We start from the raw sequence: 17763 nt of genomic DNA, 5'->3' as shown, positions 1-17763 counted from the left end.
GACGTTCCTCCAGGTGAATATGCCTTCGTCCACCTACATCGGTGACGACTGTTAGATGATGCAGTGCGGCACTTCATTTCTTACTATAACCTACTTGACAAAATGATGACCAATTCGAAAAAAATCGTCTAACGCCGTGTCAACCTAACGTGGGCCAGTGCGTTGCTTGCCCATTTAGTGCGTCACTCAGGCATACTAGGCGCACGCTTAGCACATAACGCTGCGCCCGCTTGATTTAAAGGAGCTACACGTGAGTCGCGCCCTGTTTGATGAAATGAGACGCCGCATGGAGCACTTTCGACGCTCCGAGCAGAAAGTGGCACGGTTTGTACTGCGCAATCCGGAAGAAGTGATTCATATGCGGATCGTTGACCTCGCCACCGAGGCGAAGGTCAGCGAGCCCACCGTGGTGCGATTCTGCCGCGCGCTGGGCTGCAACGGTTTCCAGGATTTTAAATTGCAGCTGGCGCAAATGCTGGCCACCGGCAGCCAGTTTGCCCAATTCTCGATGAACGATAGCGACTCGGTCGCCGAGTTCTCCCACAGCATTTTCGATTCGACGGTGGGCACGCTGCTCTCGGTACGCGACCGCCTGGACAACGACGCCCTGGGGCGTGCGGTGAATGCCCTGGCGATGGCCAATCGCGTGGAGTTTTACGGCTTTGGCGCCTCTGGCGCCGTGGCGTTTGACGCCCAGCACAAGTTTTTCCGGCTGCAGATTTCCACCTCGGCCTATGCCGACCCCCACATGCAGAACATGTCGGCAGTGACGCTCAAGGAAGGCGATGTGGTGGTGGCCATTTCGCAAACCGGACGCACCAAGGCGCTGGTGGCGAGCGTGCGATTGGCGCGGGAAGCGGGGGCGACGGTGATTGGTCTTTGCCCCAGTGACTCGCCGCTGGCCGAAGAAGTCACGCTGCCGCTCTACATCGACGTGCACGAAGACACCGAAATCTACACGCCGATGAGTTCGCGCATCGCGCATCTGGTATTGGTCGACGTGCTGGCGGTGGGCGTGGCCAAAACCCGCGGTCCCAAGCTGGCAGAGCAGCTCAAATCGGTGAAGAAGAGCCTTAACTCGCTGCGCTTTCCGGAAGACTCGTGAACGCCGAGTTATCGCCTCGGCTGTGCTAAACTGGTCGCCCATTTTTCGACCCGGCAGCGGCTTACATGGACGACGTCACGGCGATACTTGATCAGCTTAACGCTGACCAGCGCGAAGCGGTCAGCGCCTCCCAAGGCAACCTATTGGTACTCGCGGGCGCGGGCTCAGGTAAAACCCGCGTGCTGGTGCACCGTATTGCCTGGCTAATGCAAGCGGAGGGGCTGTCGCCCTACGCGTTGCTCGCAGTGACCTTTACCAATAAAGCCGCGCGCGAAATGCGCACTCGTTTGGAGGCGTTGCTAGGTCTGTCGTTGCGCCATGTCTGGGTGGGTACCTTCCACTCGATTTCCCATCGGCTGCTGCGCACCCACTGGCAGGATGCGCGGCTGCCGCAACACTTTCAGATCATTGATGCCGACGACCAACTGCGGCTGGTGAAACGCCTGCTGAAAGACTATTCCATCGACGACGAACGTTTTCCGCCGCGTCAGGTTCAAGGGTTCATTTCCGGCTGCAAAGAAGAAGGCCTGCGCCCTCACCAGGTTAACGTGGACGGCGATGCCTACCTGGGCCAAATGGTCGAGCTCTACGAACGCTATCAGCTGACCTGCGAGCGCGGCGGGTTGGTCGATTTCGGCGAGCTATTGCTTAGAAGCCTCGAACTACTGCGTGATAACCCGGCGCTACTGGCCCACTATCGCGAGCGATTCGGCCACTTACTGGTCGACGAGTTTCAGGACACCAATACGCTTCAGTATGCGTGGCTAAAACTGATCACAGGCATGCAAACGCCCATGACGGTCGTCGGCGATGACGATCAGTCGATCTATGGCTGGCGCGGCGCCAAAGTGGAGAACATTCGCCGCTTTGAGCAGGAATTTCCCCAGACCCACACCGTGCGCCTTGAGCAAAACTACCGCTCGACCAGCGCCATCCTCGACGCCGCCAACGCGCTTATCAGCCACAACAGTGAACGCATGGGCAAACAGCTATGGACAGAGGGCAGCGAAGGCGAACCCATCTCGATATACGCTGGCTTTAACGATATCGAAGAAGCCCGTTTCATCGTCGACACCATCAAAGAAAAAGTCGATGAGGGGCTGAACCGACGCGATATGGCGATTCTCTACCGCTCCAATGCACAATCGCGGTTGCTGGAAGAGACGCTGATACGCCAGGGGATGCCCTACCGCATCTACGGTGGCCACCGCTTCTACGAACGGCTGGAAATTAAAAATGCCCTGGCGTACCTGCGTCTGCTGCTCAATCGCGACGACGACGCCTCCCTGGAACGGGTAATTAACGTGCCCACCCGGGGCATTGGCACCCGCACGGTGGAAATCGTCCGCCTGCGTGCACGCGAGCAGAACATCCCACTATGGCAAGCATTGCACGACGCGATGCAAGACGGCACCTTGAAAGGCCGTGCGGGCAATGCCGTTCAGGCATTTGCCAACCTGATCGAGCAGTTGGATAACGACGCCGCCGGTTTGCCTCTACACGAGATCATCGACCACGTGACCGACCACACGGGTCTGATTGAGCACCACAAAAGCGAACGCGGCGAAAAAGGCCAAGCGCGAGTGGAAAACCTCGAAGAACTGGTCAACGCCGCACGGGCGTTTACCCACGGCGATGCTTTTGAAACGCCGGAAGCCGGCGAAGGCATGGCCGCGCTGGAGGCGTTTTTATCCGAAGCGGCCCTCAATGCCGGTGACCACGAGGCCGAAGAGTTTGAAGATAGCGTGCAGCTGATGACGCTGCACTCGGCGAAGGGCCTGGAATTCCCGGTGGTGTTTATCGCCGGCGTAGAGGAGGGGCTGTTCCCCCACAAGATGTCGCTGGAGGAGCCTGGACGGCTCGAGGAAGAGCGCCGACTCTGTTATGTGGGCGTTACCCGCGCAATGCAAAAACTCTACTTAACCCATGCTGAAACGCGCCGCCTGCACGGCAAAGAGGTGTTTCCACGACCTTCTCGCTTTATACGCGAATTACCGCCGCACCTGCTCGAAGAAGTCCGCCTGCGCGGGCATATTTCACGCCCGGTGACCGCTTCGCGCACTTCGTTTGCCCAGCAAAGCGTCGAGAGCGACGGCGACCTTCCTAGCCTGCACGTCGGCCAGGGGGTAGAGCATCCAGTATTCGGTGAAGGCATTATTCTTAACGCGGAAGGCGAAGGTGCCCGCGCCCGCGTGCAGGTCAGCTTTGAAGGCGAAGGCGTTAAATGGCTGGTGTTAGGGTTTGCTAAGCTAACGCCGCTGTAAATCACTCACGAATCGTCGCACACGCGTCATTACTCGCGCATCCATGCGCCATCCAGAGGGCCTTATGAAACAACGCTTAAAACGCCTATTTCCTGAAGTGTGTAACGGCTGGTCGGAACTTAGCGGCTACCATCGTTTTGAACGCATTATCTCGCTGGTACTGGCGCTGGCCATCGGCGGCGCTGTGCTGGTCGCCATGTACTACCTGGTGATTCACGTGGTGCAGCTGTTGTTTATTGAGAGTCGCGACCCCTTCGACTACCGCGTGTTTCAAGCCCTGTTCGACATGATTCTCACCGTGTTGATTGCCATGGAATTCAACAACTCCATCATCCGCACGATGACCAGCGGCAAAGGCTTTATCCACGTCGAAATCGTGGTGCTGATTGCCATTATGGCGTTGGTGCGCAAGTTTATGGTGCTGGACATGGAAACCATCGACCCCTGGCAAATTGCCTCACTGGCCGCTGCGGGGCTGGCCTTGGGGGGTACCTATTGGCTGGTTCGCCATGCCAACCGTATGAAAGACGCAAGCGACGATTAATCAGCAAGCTTGCGAGTAAAATTCGCATTCACGCATACTAATACGCTTACTCAGCGCCCTAGGCGCCTAATAACAACAGCCTGCTTACTTTTGGAGTCTTGCTCACTATGCAACGCCGTCACTTCCTCAAAACCGCCAGTCTTGGCGTCGCAGGGGCCGCTGCCGCCCCCTTTGTTGCCACATCGACTGCGCGCGCCAACGAAACCTACACCTGGGATATGGTCACGTCCTGGCCGAAAAACTTCCCCGCCTTAGGCACCGGTGCCAATGATTTTGCACGCCGGGTCGAGCAGCTTTCCAACGGGCGCATGAAGATCCGCGTTCACGGGGCAGGTGAGCTGGTACCTGCCCTTGAAGTGTTCGATGCCGTCGCCGCTGGCACCGCCGAAATGGGCCACTCGGCGTCCTATTACTGGCGCGGAAAAGTCGCCGCCTCACAGTTTTTCACTGCTGTGCCCTTTGGCATGACCACCACCGAAATGAACGCCTGGCTTTACTACGGTGGCGGTCAGACGCTATGGGATGAGATTTACGCTCAGCACAATCTGAAACCCTTTGCGGTCGGCAATACCGGGCCTCAAATGGCGGGCTGGTTCAAGAAAGAGATTAACTCGCTGGAGGATATGCAAGGGCTGAAACTGCGCCTGCCGGGCCTCGCCGGTGAAGCGATGAACAGCATCGGCGTGAGCACCGTCAACATGCCGGGATCAGAGATATTCACCTCGCTACAAACTGGCGTGCTGGATGCCGCCGACTGGGTGGGCCCCTATAACGACCTGGCATTTGGGCTTCATCAGGTGGCGGATTACTATTACACCTCGGTGTGGAACGAGCCCTCGGCCGTGCTGGAAGGCACCATCAACCTGGATGCGTGGAACGCGCTGCCTGAAGATCTTCAAGCGGTCATCACCGAAGCCGCTCGCGCCTCGAACCTGGCCATGTATAGCGAGTTTGCCTTCCGTAATGCCCAGGCCCTTGAAGCCCTGGTTGACGAACATGGCGTTAAGTTGCGCACCTTCCCGGAAGACGTCATGACGGCACTTTACCAAAGCTCTCAGGACGCCATTCAACGCCAGGTAGACGACGACGAGGAATCACGCCGCGTGTACGAGTCCTACGCGGCGTTCCAAAAGATCGTCCGTCCGTTCAGCGATGTAGGCGAATACGCGTACCTGAAAAGCCGTGACAACGTAGGCGCCTAAGCCACCCAAGCGGCAACATGAAACACGCATAAAGGACGCTTAAACAAGCGTCCTTTATCGTTTAGGCTTGACCATGCACGGCGCGAATCCGGCCGTTGTCATCCAGCGCCACCATCACAAAACGCGCTTCGGTGACTTTTTGATGCTCGTCCGAATGCCGCTCGTGGGGGGCGCGTACCCATACTTCTACGTCGATCGTCATTGAGCTATGCCCCACTTCCTGTAGCTGGGTGTACACACTGACCACCGAGCCGACTCGCACCGGGCTTAAAAAATCCATCGCCTCGATGGCAACGGTCGCGGTACGCCCACCTGCCTCACGCCCAGCCGCCAGCTCGACCGCTTGATCCATCTGGTTAATCAGCCAGCCGCCGGAAATATCGCCGTAAACATTGGTATCCTGGCGCGAGGCCAATAATTTTAGGGTGAGTTGTCCTTGGGGAGCGGGGACGTCATCCAAATCAGTATCCAACAATGTCATGTGTCGGTCGCTTTGTCGGTTTATTATTGTGAAAATCAGGCCGCCATCGAGGGCGCACCGTGCTGCGTCGCAATACGCGAGTAGTTAATCACAAGAGAGTTTACGATTGAATAGTAACGGTTTCGCTTTACGCATTAAATATCGTACCGCCTTGGGGTTGCTATGGCTGTTTTGCAGCTTGCCCCTTACCGGCTGGGCGCAAACCTCGGGGCCTTCAGCAAGCGGCACCCTTGGCTCTGTCGGCTCAGACACCATGGCCGGGTTGATGCTGCGTTGGGGAGAAGCACTCACTACCCGGCACCCGGATATCAGCCTTCAATTCCAAGCCAGCGGCTCCGCCAGCGCGCCCCCTGCGCTACTCGCCGGAACCACCCGCATCGGCCCTATGTCGCGGCGCATGACCGACGAGGAACGCAATGCCTTTGTCGAGCGCTACGGTTACCCGCCGTTAGAACTGCGCGTTGCACGCGATGCCTTGGTAGTCATTGTACATCGCCATAATCCGCTGCCCGCGATCTCCCTTAAAGATGTCGATGCGATTTTTTCAAGCACGCGGGCCTGTGGTGGCGACCATCCGATAGCGCGCTGGGAAACACTGGTGGAGGATGATACGGGGCCGAGGGGTCGAATCGCGTTGCATAGCCGTAATATGGCGTCTGGCACCTACGGTCTGTTTCGTCAGCGCATGCTGTGCGACGGCGAATTTCGGCCCGATGTCAGTAAACATATGGGCGCATCGGCGGTGGTCGCAGCGGTCGGCGAGTCATATGCGGCAATGGGCTACTCCGGATATAATCATTTAACGCCTTCGGTAAGGGCACTGCCGCTATCTACCCAGCAGGGTAACGCGGTGATGCCTAGCGAGACCACGATTCAAAACGGTGACTATCCGCTCTCGCGCTACCTATATGTCTATATCAACTTACCGCCCGGCGAGACACTCCCTGCCGCCGAACAGGCGTTTCTGAATATGGTGATTTCCGCTGAAGGACAGCAGATTACCCGCGCGGCAGGCTTTGTTCCCTTGCCCTTAAGCACCTTGGAAGCCCAGCGGACATGGTAGGTAGAATGTCATTTAACTGTCATAAAGGTGACGTAACGTAAAGAGGCCTTATGCAATCCCACTTGCTGATCTTATCACTGACTTGTCCATGATCGTCACATGACCCGCAACCGGCTCACTTCTCAGCCGTTTCGCCACCTACAAGACCGCATCGCTACCGGATTAATTACCGCCGGTGGTATGGGTGTGCTATTGGCAGTGTTGGGCATTGGGGTGTTCCTGGTATGGGAAGCGATGCCATTGTTACTTAGCGGCAACACTAACGCGCTCACCAGGCTATCACCGCTGGCGTGGGGTACGTTGAAAGCGGCACTAATGGCGCTGCTATTTGCGCTGCCACTGGCGCTAGGGGCGGCGTTTTACTCGGGTTTTTTCATGTCTCGTCAGTTGCACAGCCGCATTAAGCCGACGCTGGAAATGATGGAAGCGATTCCCGGCGTGGTCATCGGTTTTATCGCCGGCTTGATTTTTGCCCCGTGGGTCGAGCGCCATCTGGCCAGCACCCTAGTACTCCTAATTTGGCTGCCACTCAGTATGGGCCTCGCAGGCTTACTCTGGCACCTGGCGAGTCGCCGTTGGCAGCGCCGGCTGCCGCTTTCATGGGCAGCCCTGTGGCTCATACCCTGGCTAATCGCCATGTTCATGGTGGCGCTCTGGTTAACGCCGTTGGTAGAACAGGCCTGGTGGGGTGGCGACCTTCGTCAACGGCTTTATCTGTGGTTTGGTCTCGATTATGTCACGCGCAATGCGCTGATTGTCGGCCTGGCGATGGGCTTCGCCGTTATTCCCAGCATTTACTCGCTGGCAGAAGATGCCCTCACCGAGGTGCCTCGCTCGCTCATGGAAGGTGCTCAGGCGCTAGGCGCCAGTCGCTGGCAAGCCGCTATGAAAGTGGCCCTGCCCGCGGCTTGGCCGGGTTTGTTTTCGGCGACCATGATCGGCGCGGGTAGAGCGGTTGGGGAAACCATGATTGTGTTGCTGGCCAGCAGCAATACGGCGCTGCTAAGTGCCAGCCCCTTTGAGGGCATGCGCACGATGGCAGCCGCCATCGCCATTGAACTGCCCGAAGCTTCCGCCGGTGGGACACCATATCGCATGCTAGTGTTAGCGGCGTTGGTGCTGTTTCTGTTCACTTTTTTAGTTAACACCCTGGCGGAAGTTGTCCGTCAACGGCTGCGGCGTCGCTACCACCGCATAGGGGGAGCCTCGTGAAGCGACTAAAAAGCGCCCTCCGGCAAGGTGTTTGGCCCTGGCTATGTGCGGGCAGTGTCGCACTCTCGCTGCTAATGCTAGGGGCATTGCTGGCGCTGCTGCTGACCCGTGGATTAGGGCATTTCTGGCCAGCAACATTAGACGAGGTCACGCTGGCCAATGGCGATATTGTGGCCGGTGAAGCCGTGCGCGAGTTGCCGCTTCCCGATCAAGCAGGCAACGAACGCCTCTATTTCATCGGCAACCGCGACATCGACGACGTCCGTTGGCGCTGGGTAGCACTGGACAGCATTGCCCAACGCACACAGCCGGCGACTTTACTTCGTTTGGAACGGCGCACCTGGGGCGACTTTATTGGCTACCTGGAAGCCGTCGACGTTAACGGGCAGCGTATTACTGGCCAAGACGCCTGGCAGCAGGTAAAGCAAGCACTACGCTTACCAACACTTCAACGCGCCCAGTATCAACTCACGCTGCGCACTCCCCAGGGGCAAACGCTGCGCCAGTCATTGGCCACCGTGCTCAGCGCTGAAGCGCCCAACGCCATGAGCGTAGGGCAAAAAGTCCAAACGTGGGGAAACGGTATTTGGCAATTTTTAAGCCAAGGCCCGCGTGCGGCCAATACCCAGGGCGGTGTATGGCCGGCTATCTTTGGCACCATGCTGATGGTTATTTTGATGTCCGTCATGGTGACGCCGTTTGGCGTGTTAGCCGCCATCTATCTCAATGAGATCGCCCATCAGGGGCCCCTCACCCGCTTAGTGCGCATCGGCGTTCACAACCTGGCCGGGGTGCCCTCGATTGTCTATGGGGTATTCGGCTTAGGCGTGTTTGTTTACGGTATTGGCGGCTCGCTGGACGAATGGTTTTTCGACGAGGCGTTGCCTTCGCCTACCTTTGGTACCGGCGGCTTGCTGTGGGCCTCGTTAACCCTCGCCCTACTGACACTACCGGTCGTCATCGTGGCGACCGAAGAGGGACTGGCGCGCATCCCCGAAGCGCAACGAGAAGGCGCGGTAGCGCTGGGTGCCACGCGGCTTGAAATGATCACTCGGGTGGTGCTGCCCATGACTATGCCGGCCATGTTGACGGGCGTCATTTTAGCCGTGGCGCGGGCGGCGGGGGAAGTGGCCCCGCTGATGTTGGTGGGCGTTGCCAAACTGGCGCCGCAGATGCCGCTAGACGGTGAATTTCCCTATTTACATTTGGAACGCAAGTTTATGCACCTCGGTTATCATCTGTTTGATACCGCTTTTCACGGCGAGGATGTGCAGGCCGCTATCCCATTAGTGTATGCCACCGCCTTATTGTTAGTGCTGCTTGTGTTGGTGCTTAACCTAACTGCCATATTACTGCGTCATCATCTACGTCGTCAGCGAGGAAGCGAATGCTAGCATCTCGACACGTCGATCAGACAACTCAGGCACCCGCAACGCATTTTCCGGCGGATCAGTGCTGCCTGAACATTGAGCAGTTCAACCTCGCCTATGCGGGGAAATTGGCGTTGCAGGCGTTAACCCTGCAGGTGCCACGCCATCGGGTGACAGCCTTTATTGGGCCATCGGGCTGTGGTAAGTCGACGTTGTTGAGGGCGATCAACCGCTTGCACGATCTGAATGGATCGGTCACCCACAGCGGTAGCATTTCGCTGGAGGGCCACAATATTCACGACCCGGGGATAAACGTGACAGAGCTACGGCGTCGGGTGGGCATGGTATTCCAAACCCCCAACCCCTTTCCGATGTCGATCTACGACAATGTTGCCTTTGGCCTGCGCCTGCAGAAGCGCCTCGCCAAGCGCCAGCGTGATGACATTATCGAATGGGCATTAACGTCGGCGGCTCTATGGGATGAAGTCAAAGACGACTTGCATCGCTCCGCTTGGCGATTGTCCGGTGGGCAACAGCAGCGTTTAGTGATTGCTCGCACCTTGGCGGTTCAACCCGATGTGTTGCTGCTCGACGAACCGGCATCGGCGCTTGATCCGATTTCTACGCTTAAGATCGAAGAGTTGATTCGTAACCTCAAATCTCAGCTAACGTTAGTGTTAGTGACCCACAATATGCAGCAGGCGGCGCGAGTGTCCGATTACACCGCCTTTTTACAGGAGGGTGAACTTGTGGAGTACGGTCCCACCGACCACGTGTTCACTAACCCCCGTTTACAACGCACCGAAAACTACATAACCGGCCGCATGGCTTAGGTTGAAGCAACCCCGTTAGGAGGGCGACATGGACATTACCAGTGATTCCCACAGCCAACATATCTCGCGCCAATTCAACCAAGAGCTGGAAGAGCTCAAAACCCATTTAATGGCGATGGGTGGCATGGTCGAAAAACAGGTGCAGGACGCCATCGCCGCGTTAATGGAAAGCGACTCCCGGCTGGCCGAGAAGGTTCGCGATGGCGACGCCCAGGTGAACGATTTACAGCTACAAATCGATGACGAATGCACCCGCATTTTTGCCCGTCGCCAACCGGCCGCCTCGGATTTGCGCTTGGTGCTGGCGGTAATCCGCGCCACCTCTGATTTAGAGCGGATTGGCGATGAAGCCAGCAAGATTGCCCGTAACGCCCTGAGCTTAAGCGAAAGCAGCAATTCCGTGCGCGGGCTTGTCGAGGTGCGTCATATCAGTGAGCACGTGCGCAAAATGCTGCGCGACTCGCTGACCGCGTTCGCTCGCTTTGATACCGAACTGGCCATGCAGGTCATCCGTGAAGATGAATTTGTCGACGGTGAATACGGCAGCGCTATGCGCTCGCTGGTGACCTTTATGATGGAAGATTCGCGCTCGATTACCTCAGTGCTCAGCGTCATGTGGATACTGCGTGCCCTAGAGCGTGTGGGGGATCATGCCAATAACCTCGCAGAACACGTGGTTTACCTCGTCAAAGGGCTGGATATTCGCCATACCGATCCCAACACCCTGGATCAGCAGGCAGTGCCGAAAAAGTCTTGACCTATCCCTCGATTCCTCATGCAATACGCCCTGGCTGCGCGGCAGCCAGGGCATTGTAATCAACGAGGAGTCTCCCCTTTTCATGCTAGACGCGGTCACTGCAATCAGCCGAGGTACACGCTGTGTTTATGGGCCTGGGCTGAGACGCTATATTTTTCTGCCCATCCTGGTCAACATGCTTGTCTACGGCGCGATGCTTCACATCGTGCTGGAGCGCTTTTCAGGCTGGCTAGCCAGTTGGATGAGCGCCGTGCCTAGCTGGCTGGAATGGCTTTCCTGGCTGATTTGGCCGGTGTTTTTTATCTGTTTGCTGGTGGTGATTTTTTTCACCTTTACGCTGGTAACGCACTTTATCGCCGCGCCGTTTTACGGCTTTTTGGCCGCCAAAGTGGAACGTCAAGTCATCGGCCGAGAGCCGCTGGATGAGCGCGGGTTAGCCAAGACGGCGGTGGATGCGCTAGGACGCGAGTTGGTCAAACTGGGGTATATCCTGCCGCGCATGGCGCTGCTATTTGTGCTGGGCTGGATCCCAGGGCTTAACCTCGTTGCACCGCTGCTGTGGGCGTTGTTTTCCGCCTGGGTGATGGCTATCACCTACTTGGATTACCCCATGGACAACAACAAGGTATCGTTCCGCGATATGCGCTATCGCTTATCCGCTCGATGGTGGCAGAGTTTTAGCTTCGGCGGCCTGGTCACACTGCTGACCTGGATCCCGCTGGCCAACTTGTTTTTGATCCCCGGTGCCGTAGCCGGTGCCGTGCTGATGTGGGATTACCACTACCGCAATGCCCCAGTTCTTAGCCGCTAGCAAAAACAAGACCCCGCCGGGGCGGGGTCTTCGACAGTGATCATTATCAGGCGATGGAGCTTACCAGCTTCCTTTCCTTTTGCGGGATTCCAACCTTGGACGTTACCCTAACTGGCCGTGTGACCGCCTGTTTGATTCATCCTTTGAATCTTCAATCATCCCTGTTAATACAGCACATCCTTGCCCTGCATCGTTTTACTTTCTAAGCGTAGTTACTTTTCTTCGTTCCGTAAAGAAAAGTATCAACAGTTTTCTACATTTTACAATGTGAAGTGACTGCCTTACATTTAAAAGAGCAGACTTTGTGCCAGCTACCCACTTGAAAGCATATTATGCTTTAATAACAAAGAGTTGAGTTTTAAGCGCGAGGCGTCCGTCAAACCTGAGGGTGACATTAGGGCACGCTTAAAGTGAGTCGAAATGGCACATGTGACGTGCTTATCCAGCAGCGTGGATTCTCACACCGATGAAGCATTGCGCGGCAGAGCTGCGGGAAGATGGATACGTGTCGCAGGGAACACGCAGCGGAACAGTGCCCCTTCTCCCGGGTGGGAGCTTATTTGTAACTGGGCGTCGTGGCGTAACAGCACGTGCTTGACGATGGCAAGCCCCAGTCCGGTGCCTCCCGTCGCGGTACTGCGGCCTTTATCCACACGATAAAAACGCTCGGTTAGGCGGGGAATATGTACGGGATCGATACCCTCCCCGTCGTCACTCACTTCAATACAGGCTCCTTGGCCGAAAGCTTTCCAGCGCAGCGTGATGGCACTGCCTGCGGGCGTATAACGCACCGCATTAAAGACGAGATTGGATACGGCACTACGAACCTCCTGCTCGCTTCCCACCAGCTGTGCCGCGTAATCGCCTTCGATGGTGAGCGCATGCTGATGACCGGAAAGCGCCCGTGCATCGGCTGCAACACTGTTGAGCAACGCCGTGACATCGAGGGGCTCATGATCCTTCCCGCCCTGGTCAATTTCCAATCGCGATAGTAGCAATAGGTCGTTCACCAGATTTTGCATCCGCTGGGTCTGAGCCTGCATCTGCCCGATGCTGCGGCCCAAGCGTGGAGGAAGCTGCTCGGCCATTTCGCTGTAGGTTTCAAGATAGCCTGATAGCACGGTTAACGGCGTGCGCAACTCATGGGATACGTTGGCGACAAAATCACGGCGCATCTGCTCAAGCTGATGCAGTCGCGTGATATCGCGAGCCATCACCAAGCGCTCGTCGTCGCCGTAAAGGGTAATCTGGTACTGCAAGATACGCCGCTCGTCGATGGGAGATGTCAGGGTGAGCGGCTCGCTGTAATCACGGCCGTTGAAGTAACTAATAAACTGCGGGTCACGCAGCAGGTTAGTAATGTGTTGGCCACGGTCGTGGGCGGTTTGCAGTCCCAGCATATTGCTGGCGGCGCTATTCCACCATTCCAGATCGCCGTGGCGATCCAGCATCACTATGCTGTCGCGCATGGCTTCCGAGGATTCCTGAATACGGGCCAGGGTAGTCCGCAGGCGACTTTGGGTAATTTGCTGACTTTTCTGATAGCGGTAAAGGCGATCAAACAGCTCGCCCCACAGGCCACTTGCAGTGGGCGGCTCGCCTTGCGGACGTAGCGTCAACCAAAGATACGCGGCACGCAGTTGGCGCAGGTGAAAGACCAAACAAACGGCAAAGCCACCGGCTAACCCCAGGCCCGGCACCCCCACTAACCAACCTAAGCACGTGCCAAGTAACGCCCATCCCAGCAGGCGCCACAACTCACGGCTCCACAAACGCAAGGTTACACCCGCGCGGAGAAGCGGTAGCCTGTACCGCGTACCGTTTGAATTAAGTTTTGATGCGCGTCGCCCAAGGCTTTCCGTAGCCGACGTATGTGAACATCAACGGTGCGCTCTTCCACGTACACATTGCCTCCCCACACCTGGTCGAGTAACTGACTGCGCGTGTAAGCCCTTTCCTGGTGGGTCATAAAAAATTGTAGCAAGCGATATTCGGTTGGCCCCATGTCCAGCGCTTTACCGTCAGCGCTGACCCGGTGGCTCACCGGATCAAGCAGCAGCCCGTTGATTTCAATTGGGTCTTCGACACCGTGCGGTGTGGAGCGGCGGAGTACAGCTTTTAGCCGAGCCACCAGCTCTCGGGGCGAAAACGGTTTGGTAATGTAGTCGTCGGCACCTGCTTCAAGCCCTTGAATTTTATTATCTTCTTCACTTTTGGCGGTGAGCATGATAATTGGCAGTTCGGCGGTGGTTTCTTCTCGCTTGAGACGCCGTGCCAGCTCAATGCCGCTGGTACCGGGCATCATCCAATCGAGCAATAGCAGGTCGGGCTGGTGATCGACCACCATCGCATGGGCGTCCTGGGCATTATCCGCTTCAAGTACATTATAGTCAGCCATTTCCAGCGCCACCGCGATCATCTCGCGAATCGGTGCCTCGTCATCGACAATTAAAACGGTCTTGGCGGTCATTCCAGTGCCTCACGGTGTTCGATAGAAAAAATCCAGTGACTGGTCTATGACGATCACACCATGACTTGATGACAATTTTATGACATAGCCAGGGATTCGCCAGCAATGGGCCACCAACTCAGTGCGATGCCGGCAAACACCAATAGCCCCGACCAGTGATTATTCAAAAACGCCTGAAAACAAGGATCCCGCTCGCGGTGACGAATCAAGCGCTGCTGGTGGACAAACGTGGCCGCCATACCCGCCAAACCCAACCAGAAAAAACCGCCCAAGCCAACGCGTAAGCCAACCCAGGCCAAAAGCGCCAACGTAGCCAGTTGCAGTAGCCCAATCACCAGCCGATCAGCATTGCCCAGTAGTACCGCCGTCGATTTAATACCAATTTTAATGTCATCGTCGCGATCCACCATGGCGTACTGGGTGTCATAAGCCACGGTCCACAGCACATTGGCGCTAAACAGCAACCAAGCCTCCACCGGCACATACCCCAAGATAGCCCCGAAGGCCATGGGAATCGCCCAGGAGAACGCCGCGCCCAGCACGGCTTGGGGGAGGTGGGTATAACGTTTCATAAACGGGTAGATAAACGCCAGTATCACACCGCCCACCGACAACAGTACGGTAAACCAATTGGTTAACAGCACCAGCATAAACGCTGCGGCCACCAGTACGATAAACAGCAGTTGGGCCTCGGTGTCGCTGATTCGGCCGGTGGCCAATGGGCGATGTTTTGTGCGCTTCACATGACCGTCAAGGTGTCGGTCAGCATAGTCGTTCACCACACACCCCGCCGCGCGCATAACGTATACCCCGGCGATAAAAATCAGCAGCACGTTACGCCCCGGAACGCCCTCGGCGGCAATCCATAATGCCCAGAGCGTTGGCCACATCAGCAGCCAAGTGCCAATCGGCCGATCCAAGCGCATCAGCCGTATAAAATCCATAACGCGACCAACCCCCGTTGGCCGCAATAGAGAACGATCCATGCTTACCTCACCCATCCAAGAAACGCAGCGCTAGCCTAGCGCGAAGGCAGCGCAAGATCATCCACCATGGTTGATAAAAAGTATTCCTGTACCAGCAGCGATAACCCCGCGTGCTGAAACACCGAACGCCGCCCCCAGCAGCTACCAATACCTGCCTCCCTTGTCGGGTACGCGAACCTAGGCGCATGGCGAGTGGCGTAGAGCGGGCCGCGCACCAAATCCGGCTGACGAAACAGCCAACTGCCCAATGACCGTTCGCCTAAACGATCCAGGCACTGGCCCTTTAATGACGCCAGCGGGGCCAGCGAGCGCGCCACCACCCAGGGTGACTCGCCCACACACAAAGCCACTTCGCGCCGCCAAGCATAGCGTCGGGCGGCAATGCCCAGCGCCTGGGCTTCGTGCGGTTCAGGCAGCGCCACCCCCTGGCGCAATAAGCGCACGTGGAAAGGCCGGTGACCACTAGCTGCCACAATACGCGCGGTCAATGAATCGGTCGATGCGACCCACTGCCACCACGGCGCACTCATAGCAGGGCGCAGCGCTTTCACGGGACGCCAACAGGGAAAGTCATCGGCTGACCAAACAGAGCGACGCGACACCAGCGCCTCCTAGGTAATTAAACGATGCATTAGTGTAACATGTGGCGCTGTAAAGGCTTTTGTCCCATCGACCTTTGGGTGACTGTATGCCCTCATCACACGCTGAGCTCATCATTGTCGGCACTGGCATGGCGGGCATTGGCCTTGCTCGTGCGCTACGCCGCCAGGGAGATACGCGCTCTCTGCTATTGGTCAGCGCCGACAGTGGCGACGACTACAGCAAACCGCTGCTATCTACCGGCTTTGCCAAGCGCCTGCCTCCGGAGCGACTCGCCCAACGCAACGCCGCTGAGCTCGAAACAACGCTTAACGCTCGGGTAATAGCCCACACCCGCGTGGGCCAGCTTGACGTGGATAACCGTTCGCTACGGCTGGAAGACGGTCATACGCTTGACTACGACCGTTTGGTGCTCGCCACGGGGGCCAAACCGCATGTGCCGATGGCGATACCCGACTCGCTAAAAGCGCGCTGCTTTACCATTAACGACCTTGACGACTATCGCCGTTTTCATCGCGCCTTGGGGTCAATGCCTGCCCGTGTGGCGGTGATCGGCGCGGGGCTAGTGGGTTGCGAGTTTGCCAATGACCTGCACGCGGGGGGCCACGCCGTCACCGTTATCGCGCCTGACACCACACCACTATCCCGCTTGTTACCGGATCCGCTAGGCCGCGCGCTAGGTGAAGCGTTCCTTGACGCGGGCATTCGCCTTGCGCTGGGTCGCACGCTCAATACCATGGCGTTGAACGATGACGATAGTGTGACGCTTACGCTGGATAACGAGGACTCGCTCAACGCCGATATCATTTTAATGGCGACCGGCTTGGCCCCGCGTACCGCGCTGGCCGAAGCCGCGGGGCTTGACGTCTCGACCAGCGGTATTCAGGTGGATCGGCAGTTACGCACCTCGCATCCAGACATCGACGCTCTGGGCGATGTGGCCTGCGTCGACGGCGTCAACGCAATGTACGTACAGCCCCTTCAAGCCAGTGCTCAGGCCCTTGCCACGACCCTGGCGGGCACGCCCACGCCGGTGCGGTTCGGTGCTTGGCCGGTCATCGTCAAAACGCCGTTGCTCCCGGTGGTCGCCTACCCGCCGCTTAACCCTCCCGAGCGCTGGCGAATCGAAGGCGAAGGCGGAGATATGACGGCGATCGCTGAAGATAGGGACGGACGTTTGATTGGTTTCGCATTGACAGGCGGCTGCGTGAGAAGGAAAGTGGAGCTTTCCAGAGCAGCCCCTGCGCTGCTAGGCTAAATCCCGCGGCGCTGACGGCTTGTCTAAATCTCTGGCTCAGCCTTAAGTGACGTTACCAACAACACGACAGTGTATCTTGCACGATTATTAAACAAGGGGAGTTTCCTTATGCGTAAACCTGAACTTGCAGCCGCCATTGCTGAAAATGCCGACCTGTCCAAAGACAAAGCGGGACAAGTACTCAACGTCATTCTTGATGAAATTACCAACAGCGTGTCCAAAGGCGAAGACGTCGCCCTGATTGGCTTTGGCACCTTCACCGTTCGTGAACGTGCCGCCCGTACCGGTAAAAACCCGCAAACCGGTGAGCCGCTGCAGATTCCGGCCAGCAAGAACGTGGCATTTAAGCCGGGTAAAGCGCTTAAGGATGCCGTCTCGTAATGAAGCTCAAACTGACGCTGTGGCTACTGGGCTTATTGCTCAAACGAGCCCTGCGCCGCAAGCCGCAATTTCGGGAACAACTCGAACGGATGCGCGGCCTGAACTGGGGCATTGCCACAGAAGATTTGAGCATTGCCCGCCATTACCGGATGTCGCCGACAAGCATCACATCGGGTAAGGGGTTGCCTGTCGATCTGGATCTTGAGCTGCGTTTTCGCGATGATGAGGCGGCACTACGCATCCTCAAAAAGCCAACGCAGCAAGCCTTTCTCGACGGTATGATTAACGGCGAAGTTCGCCTGGTAGGCGACTCCGCCGATATGAACAAGCTGCAGAAACTGCTCAAGTATTTGTAGTGGATGGCCCCGACAGCCAGGTTGACGCTTGAGGGGCCAACCTAAACCACGCCAACTATCGATATCCCCC

18 protein-coding genes are annotated in these 17763 nt (G+C 57.2%); 13 read left to right on the top strand and 5 right to left on the bottom strand.

The features are described 5' to 3' along the window. Positions 1-250 precede the first annotated feature (250 nt). From hexR to BLR97_RS00635, 4 genes are all read left to right on the top strand, one after another. Positions 251-1105 (top strand): transcriptional regulator HexR, encoded by an 855-nt coding sequence (gene hexR / locus BLR97_RS00650; RefSeq protein WP_066316464.1) that lies wholly within the window; start codon positions 251-253, stop codon positions 1103-1105. Between the two features lie 65 nt (positions 1106-1170). Then, positions 1171-3369: a DNA helicase II gene (gene uvrD, locus BLR97_RS00645; RefSeq protein ID WP_089701452.1), complete on the top strand. Its 2199-nt coding sequence runs from the start codon at positions 1171-1173 to the stop codon at positions 3367-3369. Between the two features lie 64 nt (positions 3370-3433). After that, entirely contained in the window at positions 3434-3913 is a 480-nt protein-coding gene (locus tag BLR97_RS00640) for a phosphate-starvation-inducible PsiE family protein (RefSeq protein WP_089701450.1), read from the top strand. Positions 3914-4020: 107 nt separating this feature from the next. Further along, positions 4021-5115, top strand: a complete 1095-nt coding sequence (locus tag BLR97_RS00635) for a TRAP transporter substrate-binding protein (protein ID WP_089701448.1) — start codon at positions 4021-4023, stop codon at positions 5113-5115. Positions 5116-5176: 61 nt separating this feature from the next. On the opposite strand, the gene BLR97_RS00630 is transcribed toward BLR97_RS00635, so the two are convergent. Beyond that, on the bottom strand, positions 5177-5596 hold the full coding sequence (locus BLR97_RS00630) for an acyl-CoA thioesterase (RefSeq protein WP_089701446.1): 420 nt from the start codon (positions 5594-5596) through the stop codon (positions 5177-5179). Positions 5597-5702: 106 nt separating this feature from the next. Here BLR97_RS00630 and BLR97_RS00625 point away from each other — a divergent pair, with 106 nt between their 5' ends. The 6 genes from BLR97_RS00625 to cysZ all read left to right on the top strand — a co-directional run bounded on the left by BLR97_RS00625 (position 5703) and on the right by cysZ (position 11642). Continuing rightward, positions 5703-6659, top strand: coding sequence for a PstS family phosphate ABC transporter substrate-binding protein (locus BLR97_RS00625; RefSeq protein ID WP_089701444.1), 957 nt, complete (start codon positions 5703-5705; stop codon positions 6657-6659). Between the two features lie 99 nt (positions 6660-6758). Further along, positions 6759-7871, top strand: a complete 1113-nt coding sequence (locus BLR97_RS00620) for an ABC transporter permease subunit (RefSeq protein ID WP_089701442.1) — start codon at positions 6759-6761, stop codon at positions 7869-7871. After that, complete coding sequence (pstA, locus tag BLR97_RS00615; protein ID WP_244511090.1) at positions 7868-9265, top strand: phosphate ABC transporter permease PstA; 1398 nt, start codon at positions 7868-7870, stop codon at positions 9263-9265. The genes BLR97_RS00620 and pstA overlap by 4 nt, the downstream gene beginning before the upstream one ends. Further along, on the top strand, positions 9259-10074 hold the full coding sequence (gene pstB, locus BLR97_RS00610; RefSeq protein ID WP_089701440.1) for a phosphate ABC transporter ATP-binding protein PstB: 816 nt from the start codon (positions 9259-9261) through the stop codon (positions 10072-10074). The genes pstA and pstB overlap by 7 nt, the downstream gene beginning before the upstream one ends. A 28-nt stretch (positions 10075-10102) precedes the next feature. Next, entirely contained in the window at positions 10103-10831 is a 729-nt protein-coding gene (gene phoU, locus BLR97_RS00605; RefSeq protein WP_089701438.1) for a phosphate signaling complex protein PhoU, read from the top strand. An 82-nt stretch (positions 10832-10913) separates the two neighbouring features. Next, entirely contained in the window at positions 10914-11642 is a 729-nt protein-coding gene (gene cysZ / locus BLR97_RS00600; protein ID WP_089701436.1) for a sulfate transporter CysZ, read from the top strand. 458 nt (positions 11643-12100) lie between these two features. Here cysZ and phoR read toward each other — a convergent pair whose 3' ends face one another. The 4 genes from phoR to BLR97_RS00580 form a co-directional block, all read right to left on the bottom strand. Continuing rightward, on the bottom strand, positions 12101-13420 hold the full coding sequence (gene phoR, locus BLR97_RS00595) for a phosphate regulon sensor histidine kinase PhoR (protein WP_089701434.1): 1320 nt from the start codon (positions 13418-13420) through the stop codon (positions 12101-12103). Positions 13421-13422: 2 nt separating this feature from the next. Then, complete coding sequence (gene phoB, locus BLR97_RS00590; protein WP_089701432.1) at positions 13423-14112, bottom strand: phosphate regulon transcriptional regulator PhoB; 690 nt, start codon at positions 14110-14112, stop codon at positions 13423-13425. Between the two features lie 77 nt (positions 14113-14189). Further along, positions 14190-15098 (bottom strand): 4-hydroxybenzoate octaprenyltransferase, encoded by a 909-nt coding sequence (gene ubiA / locus BLR97_RS00585; protein WP_089701430.1) that lies wholly within the window; start codon positions 15096-15098, stop codon positions 14190-14192. A gap of 35 nt (positions 15099-15133) precedes the next feature. Then, positions 15134-15628, bottom strand: a complete 495-nt coding sequence (locus BLR97_RS00580) for a chorismate--pyruvate lyase family protein (protein ID WP_089701926.1) — start codon at positions 15626-15628, stop codon at positions 15134-15136. Between the two features lie 158 nt (positions 15629-15786). Between BLR97_RS00580 and BLR97_RS00575 the strand changes: the two genes are divergently transcribed. From BLR97_RS00575 to BLR97_RS00565, 3 genes are all read left to right on the top strand, one after another. Beyond that, complete coding sequence (locus BLR97_RS00575) at positions 15787-16956, top strand: NAD(P)/FAD-dependent oxidoreductase (RefSeq protein ID WP_089701428.1); 1170 nt, start codon at positions 15787-15789, stop codon at positions 16954-16956. A gap of 69 nt (positions 16957-17025) precedes the next feature. Next, positions 17026-17337 carry an HU family DNA-binding protein gene (locus BLR97_RS00570; RefSeq protein ID WP_170832956.1) on the top strand — a complete coding sequence of 104 codons (312 nt, stop codon included), beginning with the start codon at positions 17026-17028 and terminating at the stop codon, positions 17335-17337. Beyond that, positions 17337-17693 carry a hypothetical protein gene (locus BLR97_RS00565; RefSeq protein ID WP_089701424.1) on the top strand — a complete coding sequence of 119 codons (357 nt, stop codon included), beginning with the start codon at positions 17337-17339 and terminating at the stop codon, positions 17691-17693. The genes BLR97_RS00570 and BLR97_RS00565 overlap by 1 nt, the downstream gene beginning before the upstream one ends. The last annotated feature ends 70 nt before the right edge of the window (positions 17694-17763 follow it).

Source organism: Vreelandella arcis (genome assembly GCF_900103865.1).
Lineage (GTDB): Bacteria > Pseudomonadota > Gammaproteobacteria > Pseudomonadales > Halomonadaceae > Vreelandella > Vreelandella arcis.
The sequence above is the reverse complement of the archived record's forward strand: the minus strand, read 5'-3'. Positions and strand labels throughout refer to the sequence as shown.